The sequence below is a fragment of the Luteolibacter algae genome (genome assembly GCF_042683045.1).
GTDB lineage: Bacteria > Verrucomicrobiota > Verrucomicrobiia > Verrucomicrobiales > Akkermansiaceae > Luteolibacter > Luteolibacter algae.
The window spans coordinates 1-18,816 of sequence record NZ_JBHUIT010000032.1 but is presented as its reverse complement, the minus strand read 5'-3'; the positions used below and the strand labels follow the sequence as shown (position 1 = coordinate 18,816).

The 18,816-nt window shown below is 53.5% G+C and carries 12 protein-coding genes; 4 read left to right on the top strand and 8 right to left on the bottom strand.

The genetic code is table 11. From position 1 onward, the window contains the following. Nucleotides 1-20: 20 nt before the first annotated feature. The 3 genes from ACFSSA_RS14425 to ACFSSA_RS14415 form a co-directional block, all read right to left on the bottom strand. Complete coding sequence (locus ACFSSA_RS14425) at nt 21-959, bottom strand: AAA family ATPase (RefSeq protein WP_386821280.1); 939 nt, start codon at nt 957-959, stop codon at nt 21-23. Nucleotides 960-1,134: 175 nt separating this feature from the next. Next, the gene (locus ACFSSA_RS14420) at nt 1,135-4,425 is read right to left on the bottom strand and encodes a ribonucleoside-diphosphate reductase subunit alpha (protein ID WP_386821278.1); all 3,291 of its coding nucleotides are present in this window, start codon (nt 4,423-4,425) and stop codon (nt 1,135-1,137) included. Between the two features lie 354 nt (nt 4,426-4,779). Continuing rightward, nucleotides 4,780-5,865 carry a ribonucleotide-diphosphate reductase subunit beta gene (locus tag ACFSSA_RS14415; protein WP_386821277.1) on the bottom strand — a complete coding sequence of 362 codons (1,086 nt, stop codon included), beginning with the start codon at nt 5,863-5,865 and terminating at the stop codon, nt 4,780-4,782. A 460-nt stretch (nt 5,866-6,325) separates the two neighbouring features. Between ACFSSA_RS14415 and ACFSSA_RS14410 the strand changes: the two genes are divergently transcribed. After that, entirely contained in the window at nt 6,326-7,663 is a 1,338-nt protein-coding gene (locus ACFSSA_RS14410; protein ID WP_386821275.1) for a dicarboxylate/amino acid:cation symporter, read from the top strand. Nucleotides 7,664-7,666: 3 nt separating this feature from the next. On the opposite strand, the gene ACFSSA_RS14405 is transcribed toward ACFSSA_RS14410, so the two are convergent. Beyond that, nucleotides 7,667-9,550, bottom strand: coding sequence for a POT family MFS transporter (locus tag ACFSSA_RS14405; RefSeq protein ID WP_386821273.1), 1,884 nt, complete (start codon nt 9,548-9,550; stop codon nt 7,667-7,669). A gap of 109 nt (nt 9,551-9,659) precedes the next feature. On the opposite strand from ACFSSA_RS14405, the gene ACFSSA_RS14400 reads away from it, so the two are divergent. Further along, nucleotides 9,660-10,904: a hypothetical protein gene (locus ACFSSA_RS14400; RefSeq protein WP_386821270.1), complete on the top strand. Its 1,245-nt coding sequence runs from the start codon at nt 9,660-9,662 to the stop codon at nt 10,902-10,904. 4 nt (nt 10,905-10,908) lie between these two features. Here ACFSSA_RS14400 and ACFSSA_RS14395 read toward each other — a convergent pair whose 3' ends face one another. Beyond that, entirely contained in the window at nt 10,909-13,116 is a 2,208-nt protein-coding gene (locus tag ACFSSA_RS14395; RefSeq protein WP_386821269.1) for a serine/threonine-protein kinase, read from the bottom strand. Between the two features lie 339 nt (nt 13,117-13,455). Between ACFSSA_RS14395 and ruvA the strand changes: the two genes are divergently transcribed. Together ruvA and gltX are read left to right on the top strand one after the other, a co-directional pair. Continuing rightward, nucleotides 13,456-14,052, top strand: coding sequence for a Holliday junction branch migration protein RuvA (gene ruvA, locus ACFSSA_RS14390; protein ID WP_386821268.1), 597 nt, complete (start codon nt 13,456-13,458; stop codon nt 14,050-14,052). Nucleotides 14,053-14,096: 44 nt separating this feature from the next. Beyond that, nucleotides 14,097-15,401, top strand: a complete 1,305-nt coding sequence (gene gltX / locus ACFSSA_RS14385; protein WP_386821267.1) for a glutamate--tRNA ligase — start codon at nt 14,097-14,099, stop codon at nt 15,399-15,401. Between the two features lie 72 nt (nt 15,402-15,473). Here the strand turns inward: gltX and ACFSSA_RS14380 are convergent, their stop codons facing one another. The 3 genes from ACFSSA_RS14380 to ACFSSA_RS14370 all read right to left on the bottom strand — a co-directional run bounded on the left by ACFSSA_RS14380 (nt 15,474) and on the right by ACFSSA_RS14370 (nt 18,751). Further along, nucleotides 15,474-16,778 (bottom strand): MFS transporter, encoded by a 1,305-nt coding sequence (locus ACFSSA_RS14380; protein WP_386821265.1) that lies wholly within the window; start codon nt 16,776-16,778, stop codon nt 15,474-15,476. 56 nt (nt 16,779-16,834) lie between these two features. Next, nucleotides 16,835-18,550: a DEAD/DEAH box helicase gene (locus tag ACFSSA_RS14375; protein ID WP_386821263.1), complete on the bottom strand. Its 1,716-nt coding sequence runs from the start codon at nt 18,548-18,550 to the stop codon at nt 16,835-16,837. A gap of 111 nt (nt 18,551-18,661) precedes the next feature. Beyond that, the gene (locus ACFSSA_RS14370; RefSeq protein ID WP_386821281.1) at nt 18,662-18,751 is read right to left on the bottom strand and encodes a DUF1287 domain-containing protein; all 90 of its coding nucleotides are present in this window, start codon (nt 18,749-18,751) and stop codon (nt 18,662-18,664) included. Nucleotides 18,752-18,816: the final 65 nt, after the last annotated feature.

Genomic DNA, 18,816 nt, shown 5'->3' with positions numbered 1-18,816 from the left:
GTGGTTTTACCACAAGAACTCTAAAAAGGAGCTGTCCGATTTTCTGGGGTCAGGCCAGCCTCAGTAACGAAATTAATTTCACCGATTCGGCTAATTCTTAGGATTCGAACATTTCCTTTAGTCCCCTCTAGAAATCCTCTCATAATTTCACTGCTATGAGTCGCCACAAACAATTGTCCGTCAACTTCCTGAGCCAAAGTTTCACCCAACCGCCTCATTTGTGGTGGATGTAGAAACGCCTCAGGTTCGTCGATTAATGTAATATTCTTATTCGATACGACTGCTTCGAAGAGAATACCTGCATAACTTTTCATCCCGTCACCCTGCTTATCTAGAAGCGGATTTTTGCGCACTTCTTCAACGTAGGAATCACTAACTCGATCAACCTCAGATCCGCTAGAGACTTCACCTACATGAATTGGCAATTTGCTACCTCCCCTAAAATTAAAGAAAATAGCGTGTCCGAATGCTTTCTTGAAGAGATCACTTATCTTCGTCATCAAAGACTGACTATCATAGAGCAAATGCTGTGGAACCTTTATTTGCTCACCTGGAGAAATACTATTCTGCTGATTACATATTGTTAGCCTCGACTCTGCCGCAATATTTTTAATATACCCATCCGAAAGGGAGTGCAAAAGAAGAGGCTCATCCCAAAACTGAATGTGCAAGCCTGGAATTTGCCAGCTTTCATAATGATATGTTACACCAACAAGATCTGCCTCTTCCTCGAGAAACGCTTTTAGATCGCTAGACTTGCCCGTTTTTTCGATTTTTAGTCCTTTAACAACGTGATTTCGCTCAAATTTACCATCTTTTGAGGATCCGACGATTTCACGTAAGGTCTGTGACTTCCCGCTATTATTCGATCCAACCAACAGTATCTTTTCTTTCGCATCAAACTGGTATATTTGACCACCGGAAAAGGATATTTCAGAAATATAAGCAGTTGGCCTCATAGAAATTCAATCGATCAGTGATTTTCAATTTTCCCAACAACGTATCTACCTACTACAAACATTTTCTCCCTATGAAACTACTGACAAGCATCACACTATCCCCCGTTTATCATGGCGTCGATGGACCCCTTCTTCACTGAAGCTACGAAGGGCAGGCAGGCGTGGTGATTGGTTTTCACTGGCAAGCCTCGCACTCTCCGCCATTCAGCATGGCATCGAGGGAGCAGGCGTTTTTCTGGGCTTCGGTGAATTCCTTTTTGGTGGCAGCTGCGGCGGCGGTCTGGGTGGCCATGACGCCGCGTTGCTCCTTCTGGATGTTGACGGTGGATTTCTCGACGTTGGAAGCCTGGAGAGTGCGGAGATAGTAGGTGGTTTTGAGACCTTTGTCCCACGCACGGCGATACATGTGGCTGAGCGTCTTGAGATCCGGAGTGGCGAGGAAGAGGTTGACCGATTGTGATTGGTCGATCCATTTCTGGCGACGGGCGGCGGCATCGACAATGTATTCGTGGGAGATGCCGAAGACGGTTTTGTGCTTCTGTTTGATCGCCTCCGGAATGTCATCGATGTTATCGAGCTCGCCATCAAAGTATTTCAACTGATCGACCATTCCCTGTGACCAGAGATTCGCTTTCTTGAGATCGCGGACCAGCTCGGTATTGAGGATGGTGAAATCGCCGGAGAGATTGGACTTCACGTAGAGGTTCTTGTAGTTCGGCTCGATGCACGGGGTGGTGCCCATGATGTTCGAGATGGTCGCAGTCGGCGCGATGGCGAGCACGTTGGAATTCCGCATGCCGTGGGCGGCGATTTTCTCGCGGACAACGGACCAATCCATTTTTCCGCCGCGCGGAACATCGATTTTCCGGCCGCGCTCGTCTTCGAGAAGGTCCACGGTGTCCTGCGGGAGAAGTCCCCTGCTCCATTTGGAGCCCTCGTAGCTGGAGTAGGTGCCGACTTCAGCGGCGAGATCGCTGGATGCGCTGTAGGCATAGTAAGCGATGGCTTCCATCATCTCGTCGTTGAACTCGACTGCGGCATTCGACGCGAAGGCGAGGTTGCGCTTGTAGAGGGCGTTTTGCAGGCCCATCACGCCGAGACCGATCGGGCGGTGGCGGGAGTTTGCGGTTCTGGCAGCTTCCGTCGGGTAGAAATTGATATCGATGACATTGTCGAGAGCGCGGATGGCCACGGTGATGGTTTCCTTGAGCATCTCGTGATCGAGCGCGCCGTCACGATTGATATGGGTATCGAGAACGACGGAGCCAAGGTTGCAGACCGCGGTTTCCTCCTCGGAGGTATTGAGCGTGATCTCCGTGCAGAGGTTGCTGGAGTGGATGACGCCGCAATGGTCCTGCGGGGAGCGGACGTTGCACGGGTCTTTGAAAGTGATCCATGGGTGGCCGGTCTCGAAAACCATTTTCAGCATGGACTTCCATAGCTCGATGGCCGGGAGCGTGCGGGACCAGATTTTGCCCTCGGCGGCGAGCGCCTCGTATTGCTCGTATTTTTCCTCGAAAGCCTTGCCGTAGAGATCGTGGAGATCCGGGACTTCGTTCGAGCGGAAAAGCGTCCAGGTTCTGCGCTCTTCCATGCGTTTCATGAAGAGATCCGGCACCCAGTTCGCGGTGTTCATGTCGTGGCAGCGGCGGCGATCGTCTCCGGTGTTTTTGCGGAGCTCGAGGAAGTCCTCGATGTCGTTGTGCCATGTCTCAAGATAGGCACAGCCGGAGCCTTTGCGTTTGCCGCCTTGGTTTACCGCCAGCAGCTGATCGTTGTGAAGCTTGAGGAACGGGATGATGCCCTGGGACTCGCCATTCGTGCCCTGGATGTAGCCGCCGGTGCCGCGGACAGCTGTCCAGGAGCCACCGAGACCGCCCGCCCACTTGGAGAGGTAAGCATTTTCCGCGATGCCACGCTGCATGATGGACTCGATGGAGTCATCGACCTTGTAGAGGTAGCAGGAAGAAAGCTGGGAATGGAGTGTGCCGGAATTGAAAAGTGTGGGTGTGGAGGAGCAGAAGCGGCGGCCTTTGTAGAGATTGTAAAGACGGATGACCCAGTCCTCGGCATTGGTTTTCTCCCTTTTGAAAAGGCCCATGGCGACACGCATCCAGAAGAACTGCGGGGTCTCCAGGCGCTGGTGTTTGTTGCCGGTTTTATCGACGATGAGATAGCGATCGTAGAGTGTCTGGATGCCGAGGTAGTCGAAATCGAGGTCGGCGGTGGGATCGAAAGCTTCCGCGAGTTTATCGATATCGTATTTCTCGATCAGCTCCGGGTTGAGGCGTTTGATCGCCACGCCATATTTCAGGTAGGATTTGAAGCCAGCCTTGTGGGCGTCTTTGAGTTTTTCCACACCATCGGTGTAGATATTCCAGTCCAGCACTTCCTCGTAGATGTAGGAAAGCAGGATACGGGCGGCAAACTTCGCGAAATCCGCATCTTTCTCGATGAGTGTTTTGGAGTTGAGAATGATCGTTGCTTTAAGATCTTTCGCGGAAATCTCGGAGCCTATGGAACGGCGGAGCTCACGCTCGATCTCGGCTTCCGGAAGATCCAGCTCGAGACCGATGGAAGCGTAGGCGATGCGCTTTTTCAGCTCGATGCCATCCCAGAAGGAGGAAGTGCCGTCCTCATTGGTGACGACGATCATCGAGTCCTGGTTGAGGTCCTCGGCAGCTTCGTTTTCCTCTTCTTCGCGAAGAAGATTCCGCTGGGCGCGGTAGAGAATGTAATGTGCGGCTGCTTTGAAATGGCGTTGTGCCATCAGCTCTTCCTGGACGAGATCCTGCACGTCCTCAATATGGACGAAGGATTGATCACCACGCCGGATGCGTTCTGTGACCGCCTTGGCGATATCGATCGCGGGCTCCGGGTTTTCCTTGATGGTGAGGAAAGCCTTGCGGACAGCGATCTCGATCTTCGTCTCGGACCACGGCACGACATTGCCGTTGCGGCGGATGAGGCGAACCGGTAGCGCGTGCGGCGCGGAGCCGAGATCGACATGACCCGTTTTTTCCAAGGAGCGACGAAAAGCCAGGGACTTTGCCACATCGTAGGCCTCATTCTCCAACAAGGCCTTTTCAATCAGTAGGTAGAGATCCGCCTCGGTGAGACGCAGCCGGCTGCCAGTTTCCAGGGTCTCCGTGAGTGAGACGGCAACCGCATGTGCCACCTGCGAAACGAAATTCCGGTTCACATCAGAGAAAATCGATGTCTCGTCCTCCGACCGCGCGACCAAAAGATCCGTCAGGGAGTCACCGATCGCATCCGCAACATCCTCAAGGGAAAACTGGGACTCCTTGTCTCCGCGAGTGACGATGATGTCGGGCATCGGCTTGCGCTTTTCTTCGGGAAGCGACTGGCGCCAATCATACTGGCGTTCCGCGGTAGCAAGAGCAAAGCGATCGGAAATGACCTGCTTGAGGATATTGTCTTCGGTGAGATTGAGAGAGCGATACATGGTATTTTGAGCGGAAGGTGAAACGGCTGGTGCCGGAGGATCAGTGGGAAGAGAGTGTTTGGAATCTATCGGAAAATGGATGATTCAATAGTGCCGGAAGTGGATAAGATCTGGAAAAGATTTGAGATGTTTCGAGGTTCCTGAAATCTCCCGGGAAACGGGCAATGGCCGAGCAATGGGACGCGGACGGGTGCATTGCGGTTGGTCGTGCTTTCCATCAAAAGCTGGATTGGGTCCCCGTCCCGATACCTCCGGATTTTCAAATGTATTCACTTTTTCCATTTCAGTTAGGTCGGCTTCGTTTTTTCCACAGGTCACCCGGCACTGATTCCCCGGCAAGGAAGGTTTTACGTCCTAGAGTTCATCATCATCAACGGCGGTGAGTGCCGCGGCTTTTTGATACTCGGTGACGCGGCCTTCGAAGAAGTTTTGCTCCTTCTTGATGTCCATCATCTCGGCCAGCCACGGAAACGGGTTGGAAACGGACTCGTTGAGCGGATTGAGCCCGCAGGATACCAGGCGGCGATCAGCGATGTAATCAATATAGGTCTCGAAATCATCGGAGTTGAGCCCCAGTCCGGAAACCGGAAGGCAATCGCGAATGAAAGCTTTTTCCAAGCGGATGCCTTCGGCCATGGTCTCGCGGAGATCGGCGCGGAATTCCTCAGTCCAGATATCAGGATTTTCGTCGACGAGATCCATGAGGAGGTTGCGGAAGACCTCGATATGGTTGGATTCATCGCGTAAGGTGTAGCGGAACATCTGGCCGATGCCCGGGAACTTATTCTGCCGGTAGAGGGAAAGAATCATCCCGAAGAGCCCGTAGAATTGAGTGCCCTCCATGATTTGGCCGAACATGAAGATATTTTTAGCAAGCGCCTGTTTGTTTTCGGTAACCGTGAGATCGATATCGCGGCGCAGCGCCCTGCTGTTCGAGGTGACGAAGTTATTTTTCGCGGTGATTGTCGGGACATCCTCGAACATCGCTTCGCATTCATGTGGATTGATGCCGAGGGAGGAAATCATGTAGACCAAGCTGTCCGCATGGATATTTTCCTCATGCGCGTGACGGCCGAGAACAAGCTTTAGCTCAGGTGCCGTCACAACCTCGCGAACCACGTGAAGCACATTGTCGCCGACGATGCCTTCCGCAGCGGAGAAATAGCCGATCCCCATCTTGATGATCCAACGCTCCACGTCGGAAATCTCATTTGAGCGCCATTGCTCGACATCCTTTTGCATCGAGATGTCCTCCGGCTCCCAGTGATTGTTCTTCATCGTCTTATAGAGATCATAAGCCCACTGGTATTTCAGCGGGAGAATGTTGAAGAACATCGTATCCTTGCCGTTGATGACCCGCTTGGAGTTAAAAGCGAGTTCTGCTTTCTTCTTGTCGAGGACGAAGGTGCGATCGCCAAGGGTAACGGTGGTAGTGGACATGGTGGAATCAGTAGGTGGTGAAAATTTTTTCTTCAAATGCGGCGCTGGCTTCTGGCGAAGCGTTGAGAAGACTGATAGCAAACCGAGTGCCGGGTCAACGCCATTTTAGGAGATGTGGTATCCACAAATTATTCACAATACCACATGTAGTAGCTTCACAGATTTCTCCGATTCTCCGTTTCCCTACGATCACAGTGTTTCAAGGGATTTAGAAAAACGGGCCGATTGGCTCTAGGGGCTTCAAAAAAATTAGACAGAATCCGTTTCCGGTGTCGCCTTTGAAAATTTGAAAAAATCTTACGTCCGCTCCGGAAATTTAACTTATCTTCCCTAGATCGATACGCAATCGACTGAATATAAGCTATGTAAAATTTTATTTATGGAAGGTTGGTAATCGTGATAATCCAGCAAATTTCGCAAGTGTCTTTTCATTTCATGAGGAATCGGATTATTTGGCTGGATGAAACGACTCGCAACGCACTGGCAGATTTTGCTCGCATTGGTTTTGGCGGCAATTACCGCGCTCGTCCTCCGGGGCCTGATCGGGAGTGCCGGTGACGAATCCATTGCCGGAAAATTCACTGGCGGTGTGTTGGAGACGTGCCGATTCATCGGCGAGCTGTTCATGCGGGGATTGAAAATGATCATCGTGCCCCTGATTGTGACGGCTGTGGTTTCCGGAATTACCGGGATGAAAGGTGTCGAGGGATTTGGCCGACTGGGATTGAAAACCATCGCCTTCTATTTTTGCTCCAGTGTGGTGGCAGTGACCGTTGGGTTGATGGTGGTCAATATCGTGCAACCGGGGCTCGTGGACGGTCAGCCAAATGAAACCATCCGGGCTGCTTTCGTAGAAGAAGAGGCTTCCGCCGATCTCGCGGCCAAAGACAAAGTGGAGGAAGCGGGCAAGCGCGAGGGCAAGGATTTCCTTGGAGTTTTCAAAGCGATGTTACCGGAAAACATCGTTTCGGCCGCTGGCGACAATGGTCAGATGCTGGGTGTCATCGTTTTCAGTATTCTCTTTTCCATTGCCGTCACCCAGCTTCCCGGGGACACGGGACATACCATCCGGGAGTTTTTCGCTGCCGCAAATGAAGCGATGATCGTCGTGACGAAATGGATCATGGCAACGGCACCGATCGGCGTCTACGCACTGATTCTACCCGTCGTCTACGAGACCGGAGCCGGGCTTTTCGCACAGCTTGGGAAGTATTTCTTCACCGTGCTGTTTGCCTTGGGGCTGCATCTATTCGTAGTCATGCCGTTGGCGCTGAAGTTCCTTGGAAAAGTGAGTCCCCTTGCCCATTTTCGGGCGATGCGGCCCGCCCTTTTGCTGGCATTTTCGACGGCATCTTCCTCCGCGACCTTACCGGTGAGCATGCGCGCCGTCCATGAAGGCTCCGGAGTTTCCAAGCGCGTGACCAGCTTCACCCTACCCCTGGGTGCAACCGTCAATATGGATGGAACCGCTCTCTATGAGTGTGTTGCAGTGATTTTTGTAGCCCAGGTGATGGGAATCCAGCTCGGACTTGGTTCCCAGTTCTTCATCATCATTGCGGCACTTCTCACCAGCATCGGCGTAGCGGGCATCCCTTCCGCCAGCCTGGTTGCGATTCTGCTCATCCTGAAAAACTCCGGTATCGAGAATGCGGAAACAGCCGTCGTCGCTCTACTATCGGTCGATCGCTTGCTGGATATGAGCCGGACCGCAGTCAATGTGTTTAGCGATTCCTGCGCGGCAGTCATCATCGGCCAAAGCGAAGGCGAGATCTTCGCTCCAAATCCGGATGCCAATTGATGGCTATTCCTGCAGGTAGCTTTTCGGGCGGTAAAGGATCGCGAACGGGATGAAAAGAAACGCTGTGATCCCCATCAGACCGCTGAAGAACCAGAAATAGCTCGCTCCCTGCAGACGGACCTGACCTCCGGAAAAGGTTTCAAGCGCGAAGCTTTCCACGGTTTCCTCCGAACTGTCTTGATCCAGCCCCAGTTCTTTCCTGCGTTTGGCAAGCCACGGTTCCGCAGGGTGGAATTGATCGAACCAAGACGGCTCCGCTTCTGATTCCGAGGCGTTTTTCTCGATGATGATGCCAACATCCCATTTGGTATTCCATTCTCCATCCGCCCCGGCACTCCAGATGCGACTGGTGGTGGAATTCAAAACAAGATAACGCAAGGGCCTGCCCCAATGATCCTTGAAAGCAGAAACGATTTTATCGCCTTCAGAAGCACTCGGAAGGATATTCCCTCGTGTGGCTGCTGAGGTGGTGATGGCGCTGGCGGCGCTTTCGAGGATCTCCTGCCCCGGGACTTCCAGCGGGAGTTTCGCACCGGCGTTCAGCCTCCGGATAAAGTCATCCTCCGTGCCCGAGATCCCGTCGTATCCGGGTAGCACCGCCGTGCGCGGATCTTCCTGCCAGTCTTCCGGTAAAAGCCCGATAGCTTCTATAAGCTGCTCTTCGGCTGCGCTGGGAATACGGATGTAATGATTGACCCCCGCTACCAGGAAATTCCCGAGCGCCACCGCCGCGAGGTAAAAGCACATGATGAACGATTTCATTTTCCTCGGTGCCTGGGTATAGGCGAACTCCATGGCCACGATCGATACCATGATTTCGGAAATCGTCAGTAAAGCGAAAGCCAGGACCTGCCAGCCGATGTTCGGTTTGCCCCCGCCATCGATGTTTACCTGAATGAGGCTCACCAAGACAAAGGCCACCGTCATAAAAATAAACCCGGTGCCCATCTTCCTCAGGGAACTTAGCGGCCAGATATTTTCCACCCATGGATAGATAAACAGGCTAAAAAGCGGAATGAAACTCAGCACAAAAATCGAATTGAGCGATTGAATTTGGGACGGCAACCACTCGAAACCGAGAAAATTCCTATCCATATCTTCGGATTGGAAAATCCAGGTAGAGCCGGTTTGATCGAAAAGCGCCCAGAAAACAGCGACAAAGAGGTAAACCGGCGTGAGTTTGAAGATCGCAATCAGCCCATCCCTGCCAAAGGCCTCTTTCAAGAAAGCCATCCCGCCTGCGGGCACATGGGCGAATTCTTTCCTCCCGAGCCAGAACATGAATGTGGCGATTGCCATCAGAATCCCCGGCACGCCAAAGGCCCAGTGCGGCCCATACCACTCCAATAGCCAGGGAGTGAGCAGCATCGACACGAACGCACCGAGATTGATCGAAAAATAAAACCAGTTGAAAATCCGCGGAATCAACCGGGCATTCCTTGCACCGAATTGATCGCCGACGTGCGCGGAAACACATGGCTTGATGCCACCTGCTCCGAGAGCGATCAACCCCATCCCAGCCATCAGCCAATACTCAGAATTCCCGAACATCCCCATCATGGCGAGAGCAGCATGACCAGCGCAGTAGACAATTGATAACCAGATGATTACCTTATATTTTCCGAAAAATACGTCAGCAAGAACAGCGCCGATGATAGGGGTTAGATAAAAGACGCCATTGAACAAGTGAACGAGCTCCGCCGAACGGGCTTCATCCATCGGCGTGCCATCGCCGCCATCCATCAGGAAAAGATAACGGGAAAGAAACACCGCGAGGATGGCTTTCATCCCGTAAAAGGAAAAACGTTCAGCTGCCTCGTTGCCGATAATGTGGGGTATCCCCGAGGGCATTCCTTCGATTTCCTCCGGCTTGGTCCGATACTGCATATGCTGGCAGAATCCCCTCGCGTTCGAAAAACATCAAGGCCCGACACAAAACATGAAATACTTCTCCCGCATTCCGCGTAGGAATACGGTTAACGCCCCGTGTGCTGTTATGAAAAAATCCACCCTCATCTCCAGCCATTTTCTTATCTTTGCCCTCGGGGCGTCGATAGCCATCATTTCCACCCGCCAAGCGAAGAAACAGGAGGCGGATGCGCTTCTGGCTGCAACCGATCCAGCTTCGGTCGCATTCTCACACAGCCAGGCTCAAGATTCCAAAGCTGGTCCCAGAACATCACGCGAACCTTCCGATCGCCCCGCGCGGACGCGTCTTGCTCCAAAAGAGGCTTTGGTGAAAATCACCGAAATCGGCGATGCCTACGAGAGGCAGCGTGCCTTGATGGATTTTCTCGATGATCTCGCCCCGGATCAGTTCGCGGCGGTTGCGGATCAATACCGTGAGCTGAATCATTACGGCAATACCGGCGATGAATTGGAGCTGCTCTTCCGGGCATGGGCAAAAACCGATCCCCTCACAGCACTTTCCTACATTGAGGAGAATCCCGATATGCGTCGGAACCGCGGTGAAGTCCTGGAAACGTGGGCCGGGGCCGATCCCAAAGCGGCTGAGAACTGGGCCATCCAAGCTCATGATGGTGAGGGTGCGAACCCCTACATGGCCGCAGTGATCAAAGGAATTGCCGCCACAGACATCGAGACCGCTTCCCGCCTGACACAGGAAATGCCGCTGAGCCGTGAGCGCGGCCGGGCGATTGATGCCATGGCAAAAGCTCTCTTGATGAAGGGCGAGGATGTGGCTTTTGCATTTACGGATTCTATCGCCGACGAGCAACTGAAGGGAAGTTTTGTCATGATTATTTCACAGAACCTTTCCCGTCAGGATCCCCAGGCTGCCGCGGATTGGGTGGCATCGCTGGAGAAAGGAGATCTGCAGTCAAGAGCATCCGGCGAGGTGGCAAGACGCCTAGCGCGCCTGGATGTGGACAAGGCGGCGAGTTTTGTTACCTCACTGGAGCCAGAGGCACAAGCGGCCGCCGCCGCGGCAACGATCCCGGCGATGTCCCAGAATGATATTGCCGGAACAGCAAAGTGGGTATCATCGCTGGCCGGAACACCGGGATACGATCGCGTGGTCGAATCTTTTGTGTGGAGCTGCGACGAGCGAGCGCCCGAGCAATCCGCCGCATGGATCCGCGGTGTTTCCAATCCACAACAGCAACTGAAGCTCTACCATCGGATGCTGGGAGGATGGGCGAAGAAAGATCCCGCGGCGGTGCGCCAATGGGTCGCCAGCAATCAGGTTCCGGAGAGTGTCGTGAGACGTTTCTCAAATTGAGAGGCTACTGGGGCAGCCCTGCAATCAACCCGTCCCAGCGCTGCCTGAATCCGGCACTTTCCGCCGAAAGCTTATCTGCTGCGGATATCGCGCGCTGACGATCTCCGGCCAGCCAATCGAAGGCGATCGCGGATTCGTGTCTCCGCAGCCGTTCCATTTCACTAACAGGGTTTTTCACTAGAATCCGGTGTAACTCGATCAATTGATCCGCGGTGAAATCGGACCATGACAGATCACGGACAGTTCCATCAACGAGCTTACCGAGTAATTTTCCCTCGCCGGAAACCGCGATCAACTGGATGGTTTTGCCGCTCTTCAGGGAGAAATCCACCACCGCAGCCCGCTTTGCGAGATCAGCTTCCATTTCTGATAAAAATACCAATGCGGATTGCGAGATGGCCAATAAGGCCTCGCGCGTGGATTCAGGCGGATCCGTATCCAGACCCGAGACCAAGTCCACCAGATCGACAAAGCGGTAGCTTGCGGCCAGCTCTGAGAGCCGATCCATAACGTTGGGTTTATCCGGTGGGGAAAGCGTTGGCTGAGGACGCTCTTTGCGGATTTTCGAGAAAGATTTTGCCAGCTGATTGAAATCCGACTGCCGGGAAGCCACATTGAAGATCGCCCGCCCCCGCGTTTTCAGCAATTTCCCAATCCGCTCCAGCTCGGCGATCGCTTCCTTACATTCTTTCTCAGTGACAGGCTGGGAATCCATCGCTCCGGATTTCAGTAGCTGGTAATCGTTCAGATACTTCCTTGCGGTCAGCTGATACCAGGCCAGCACGGGATCGCTTCCCAAGCTATCGTCCTCGGAGATGAGCTCGAAGAACGGCTTCGCCTGGTCCAGCCCGCCCTGCTCCCAGTTTTTCAATCCAGCGATCAAACATCCCATATACCTTTCCGTGCCGGTATCGCCGAGGTCGAGCTTATCGGCTTGGACAAATTCCCACTGATCCATCCTTCGTAAAACCGGCATAACCCCGATACTGAATCCCGCGTCCAAACCTGCGGGCCCGCTTTCCAGATGCTCCTGGGCAACAGCGGCATGCCTCTTCGCATCGCGCATTCTACCATCAAGCAAAGCCGCCACGATTGCCTCCATCGCAGCCCAGGTCCGGGTAGGTTCCTGAACTTCTTCATGTTTGAGAAGGTGGGAAAATACTCCCTCCGCTCGCTCAAAATGCCCTGCTTCCATGGACCAACGAGCCATTTTATACCGATTGGCAATTTGCTCGGGACTTCCTGCTCCTTCGTCTACACTTTCATCTGCAGATAAGACCCTTACCTCCTTTTTTACCGGTTCTTTGGATCGATCCACCATCAGCGCGGTGAAACCTATTCCAGCTAGAAGAGCTCCGATTCCTCCGAAAATCAAGTATCGGCGCTTGCGAAGCCGGGTCCTCGCGCGCTGCTCGGATTTGGTCAGTCCGTGCTCATCGGTGGCAAGCTCGCCTTGAGCGGTTTTCAGAGCAACCTTCAAGTCGGAAATCATCTCATCGTAGCTGCCGTAGCGTTCATCCGGATGGTATGCCATCGCGCGATCAACCACCGCGCAGGTTTCATCGGAGAGATCCGGAGCCACCTTTTTGAGTGGAACGATTTTTTGCTTTGCCGCTCGGAGGAGATCGGTCGCCATTGATTCTTCATCGCAAGGCGGCTGGCCAGCAAGTGCATGGTAAAGTGTTGCGCCAAAAGCATAAATATCAGCGCGAAAATCCTCTACCCCGCCCTCGATCGCCTCCGGAGGCACGTAATACGGGGTGGCCCATATTTCAGTGGCTTTGGCTTTGCCGCCCTGTGTCACAAGTGCCAGACCGAAATCCACAATCTTCGCATGACCTTCGGAGTCCAGAAGGATATTTCCGGGTTTGATATCCCGGTGGATCAGCCCGGCCGATTGAGCTCCTTTCAGTCCTTCCGCCACTTCAATGGCAAGAGGAAGCAGCTCCAGCTCGGAAATACGCACCTTCTCGCGAATGTGGCGCTCAAAATGTCCGCCCTGGACAAATTCCATCGCAATATAGAAGAGTCCGAAAGCTCTTCCCGTGGTTAGCACACGCACCACATTCGGATGACTGAACGATGCGGTCAGCCGTGCTTCCTCTTCAAAGGCGGCGATCCGCTTTTCATCCTTTGAAAACTCCTCACTGAGAATTTTCAATGCCACTTCCCGGTCCAGCGTATCATCCTTTGCCGCGAATACGGAACTCATCCCCCCAATCGCGTGCCGCCGGATAACCCGATATGGGCCGAACTGGCTTTTTACCCGGTTTTCCTTCGTGCAATTAGGGCAGATCACCTTGGAATAAGGAGCCAGAGAGGCGACGTTCATGGGAGCTTCACATGAATAACAGACGACTATTTCCTCTTCGCTTTCGGACATCACCGCAGACTAGGGACAGGATTTGTTTCTGAAAACTTCGAACTCACCAAATATTTCACCCCGCGGCGGGGCAAAAGTTTTACCCTGCCCTCAGAAAATTCTCGATCCAGTGGATTCAGTGCACCTTCCCTCTTGCATCATCGCCCGTTTCACCCGAAACCTCAGCGCGTGATAGCAAGACTCAGAGGAAACATCATCGAAGCCTTCCCGAATCGGCTCATCGTGGACTGCCACGGAGTCGGTTATCAGGCGATTATCCCGGTTTCCACCTATGATTCCCTACACCCGACGGAAGGCTCGTTTGTCGATCTCCGCACCCACCTGCATATCCGGGAAAATGCGCAGACGCTCTACGGCTTTGCCACAGAGGAGGAACGCGATGTGTTTCTATTACTCATCGAACGTGTTTCCGGCATCGGCCCCGCGATCGCCCTGGCGATTCTCAGCGGTATGCCGGTCAATCAATTCAAATCCGCAGTCGTGGCCGGCGATTCTGTTCTGCTTTCCAAGACCAAAGGAATCGGCAAAAAAACGGCCGAGCGCATTATTCTGGAGCTGAAGGATAAAGTCGGAGTGACAGATACCTGGCAGGATGCGGCTTCGGGGCAGGTTTCCGCTCCGGCAGCGGATGCGGAGCTTGCGCTAATTGCTCTGGGCTACAAGCAAGTTGATGCCCGGAAGGCTGTCCGCACAGTGCTCGATACCCAGCCTTCCTCGACCACCGAGGCTCTAATAAGAGGTGCACTTCGCACTCTACAGTCCTGAAAACACATTCGAAATAATTTGTAAGAATATCCATAAATACCTGTATGACAGTCCGCACTAGATTCGCCCCATCGCCTACCGGCTACCTCCACGTAGGTGGCGCCCGCACCGCTCTTTTCAACTGGCTCTATGCCCGCAAGCATCAAGGAAAATTCATCCTTCGCGTGGAGGATACGGATGCGGCACGGAATACGGAGGAAGCACGCCAGGCAATTTTCGACGGGATGTCCTGGCTGGGCTTGGATTGGGATGAGGGTCCTGAAAAAGGCGGAGACCACGGTCCCTACTTCCAGTCCCAGCGCAATGAAATCTACGATGCATATTTCGAGAAACTTCTTGCTGCTGATCGCCTTTACAAAGATGGCGATGCCTACCGTTTCCGCTTCGAGCGGAAGCCAGTGACCATGAATGACCTGGTATGTGGTGAGGTCACCATCGACTACCGGGATACTTCCAATACGCCTGACATGGTGATCCGCCGCAGCGATGGCTCCTACGTTTTCCATTTTGTCAATGTGGTGGATGATCTGGAGATGAAGATGTCCCACGTTATCCGCGGAGAAGATCATCTGATGAATACGCCGAAGCATCTCCAACTCTTCGAAGCTCTCGGCACAGAGCCACCGAAATACGCGCATATTCCGCTCATTCTCAACCCGAACGGCTCCAAGATGTCAAAACGGGATGCGGGCGCGGCAGTCAGCGATTACCCCCGCCAGGGTTTCCTTTCCGAAGCCGTTGTGAATTTCATCGCGCTCCTCGGTTGGTCTTCGAAGACAGACGAAGAAATCTTCACGCTCACGGAGCTGATTGATCGTTTTTCACTGGAAAACGTAAATCGTGCTCCGGGTCGTTTCGATTTGGAGAAATGCACATGGGTCAATCAACAGCACATTGCCAAGCTGGACTCCGCTGGATTCACGGCCCTTGCCCGCCCGTTTGTCGAGGCAGCAGGTCTACCAATCACCGAGAGTTACCCGGCCATAGCTTCCGCCGTTAAAGAGAAGGTCCGCTTGCTTGCCGAAGTGCCGGCGGCAATTGATTTCCTGATTACGGATGAGATCAAATACGATCCGGACGCTATAGCCAAAGCGAAGGGCAATGTGAATTCCGCCCATCTTCCCGCACTGGCGGACCGCCTTTCCGAATTGACCGAGTGGTCGGCCGATATGGCAAAACAAGCGATTGCCGATATCGCAGCCCGGAATGGTGCCAAGGCTGGCCAGCTCATGTTCCCGATCCGTGTCGCGATCTCGGGACGCGGCAACGGACCGGATCTTGGGGACATCTTTACGATTCTAGGAAAAGACAGAACCGTGGCACGCTTGACTGCATTCAGCAGCCTCTGAATTGACTGCATTTTCCGGGAAAACAGGGATCTAAAAACCACTTTCCTGCAATCATCACAACTGCCGGTGATTTCAGGACGTGGCCGTTCCAGATGTCAATCTGCTGTGTCCCCACCATAAAAGCAGCCCGACGACGATTACAAAATACGGGATCTGCCACAAAAGCACCTGTCGCAATGCGTTGTCGGCACCTAAACCTTCGGTCGAGGCAAGAGAGCGGGAAAATGCCAGACTGAAAAGCCCGTAACCCAGATTGAAAGCCAGACCCTTCACCGAAAGCACCGTGGCACGCTTCGAGGAGTCCGCTGCCTTGTTCAAGGAGCGGCTGATGGTGTAAGCAAGAAATCCCATGGTCATCATCAGCAGGGCGGCCGGTAAAAGACACCAATAGGAATTTCCCGGCATCACACCGATCAATCCTGTCAGCGCCAATCCGGCAATGATCGCGAAATTGGTCCAAGTGCTGAAGCGTTTGTTCAGCCTCGCGGCAATGCCGGGGACGATGTAGCCACCGAGACCAATTGCCGCACCGATAAATCCAAAACTCCAGGCCGGCAGCTCGATCATACGATAATAACTACTATTGATCGTTGCAAAATTACGGACGATGGAATCGATGGAAAGCCCGATCACCACGATAGCCAAGGTCCGCGGAGTTGTGAAAACCCACCTCGCGGTTTTGAGAGTCAGGCGCATGGCGTGCTGAGATGCCTCCCAAGCATTACCGCCGATTTTCCGCACCGGCTCTATCATGCCCAAGGTAATTGACACACAGGCGATGGCCTGCATCAATACCAGTGCAACTGGCAGTCTATGAGCTAACTCCGCACTTATTTCCAAATTATCAGGAAGTGTTTTATTGATGATCGCTGGGTCGTAGAGCAGTCCGCCGATCACCATGGCGATCACAAAGCCCACGGAGCGGAATCGCATGGCAGTGGCCAGAAGTTCATCCCAGGCTTCCTCGCGATTCTCCTCCGGCATTGAGTCATAAGCTAGCGCCTCATCGGCACCACTCGCTGCCGCTTCGGAGAGACCGGAGAGCAAGCGGTTCGCAACACATAGAGAAAACAATAGCCAGCCGCCATCCTTCGGCGCGAAGAGCAAACAAGACATCTCCACCACCATCAGAACCGAGGCGGCGACGAGAAGGGTCTTCCTTCCCAAGGTATCGGCAAGAGCGCCGGAAGGAACCTCAAAAATGAAAATCGTAGCCGCCCAGACGAGATTCAGCATCACGAACTGATCGAGCGTAAGGCCGAGATCCAAAAATAGGACAGCTAGGATCGGGTAGTAAGCACGGGCATTATAAAGCGTGGTAAACCACACATATTTGCGTGGATTACCACCGATGCCATCTTTTTCGCGGTCCTCCATGAGAGCTTCACATCATTCGACGATATTCCTGACCGGAAGCCTCTCTGGAAAGCGACCTATTGGTTTGGTCCGCGATCGTGATCGATGCGGAAGGCCTTACCCCGGAGTTTGGAGTTCCGGGTTTTTTGAATTGCCTGATCCGCAAGTCCTTCCGGGACATCGACAAGGCAATGTTTCGGGAACAGCGTGATCCTGCCGAGTGAACCATCCGGAAGGCCCGCTTCCCGATACATCATCCCGACAATATCTTTCGGCATAATACCGGCTCCTTTGCCCAGCGAGATGAATAGACGGGACATGCCTCCCTCAATCGCGCCTGCATCACGATTGCCGCCGCGTTCGTAACGCTCGGTATTGTCCCGGCGTTCACGACGTTCCGGGCGCTCGCGACCATCGCGGTTGTTACGATCGCCACGATTATTATCACGGCCTCTAGGACCATCCGGCTCGCGGTCTTCTTGAATCGCTGCGCCTTCACGGCCACTGGATTCTCTGAGCATGGTTATCAATGCTCCGGCGATATCCGTCGGCGTATGGCCTTGCTCAAGCAGACGGTCGATATTTTCCTGATAGGTATCGAACCCACCGGTCTCAAGGCGCTCTTTGAGGCTTTCGAAAATCAGATCCGCACGCCGTCCTTCGACTTGCTCGACGGAGGGGATTTTCTCACGTTTGATGACTTGGCGGGTGTATCGCTCTACGCCTTGGAGGCGGTAGATTTCACGACCAAAGACAAAGCTCACCGCCCGTCCCGAGCGGCCGGCGCGTCCTGTCCGGCCAATGCGGTGAACATAATCCTCCGGGTCGGTAGGAAGATCGTAATTGAATACGATATCAATTTCATCGATATCAAGTCCGCGGGCGGCAACATCGGTGGCGACCAGAAGCTCCACCGCACCATCGCGGAAACGCTTCAAAACGCGCTCACGCATTTGCTGGGTGATATCGCCATGGAGGCGATCCGCGGCATAACCGCGATTCACAAGATCTTCCGTGCATTCATCCACGGAGCGCTTCGTATTACAGAAAATAATGCCCAGGCGTGGCGGGTTCATGTCCAGGATACGGGAAAGAACCTCGACCTTGGAGCGTTGACGAACCTCGTAGTATGACTGTTCCACTGTGGACACGGTCATCGCCTTCTGCTCGATCTCGACGATCTCAGGGTTATTGCCAAACTTCTTGATAAAGCGGGAAACTCCAGCATTCATCGTCGCGGAAAAGAACAGGATCTGCCGTTGTTCCGGAAGAGCCGCGAGAATTTCGTCCATTTCCTCTTTGAAGCCCATATCGAGCATGCGGTCGGCTTCATCGAGAACAGCCATTTTGATACGGCTGGCATCAAAGGAACCGCGCTTCAGGTGATCCAGAAGGCGGCCAGGAGTGCCCACTACGAGCTGGGCACCGTCACGCAGAGCACGAAGCTGGCGGTCCATCGGTGCGCCTCCGTAAACCGGCGTCGCTTGAAGCCCTTTTTTCTTGGCGCCAAGCTTATGAACTTCTTCACAGACCTGGACGGCCAGCTCACGGGTCGGGCACAGAATAAGAACCTGCGGATAGCGCTCATTGACATCAATCATGCTAAGTGCAGGCAGTGCGAATGCAGCTGTTTTGCCGGATCCGGTTGCCGAAAGTCCAAGGATATCCTTACCGGCAAGTGCCGGAGGAATACTCATCGCCTGGATAGGAGAAGGCCGCTCATAGCCTAGAATTTCAATAGCAGCCAACAAATCATCAGGCAGCCCGAGCTCAGAAAAGGGAGGTGTGTCCATACAAGAATTCCGCAAAACCTTGCGGGGACGCGCACCATTGCACAGGTTTTGTGAAAATTACAAGCTCCGATTGTAATTCAGCATTTCTCAGGGGCTACCGGGACTTTCTGCTCACTCTGTCCAGCGAAAATGCCCGGTGAGAGGAAAATCGCCCAACCGGTCTTCTTCGCGGGTGCCTCCACCAATGTTGTGAATTACCAGAGGCAGACTGGCCTGACCCCAGAAAATCGGACAGCTCCTTTTTAGAGTTCTTGTGGTAAAACCAC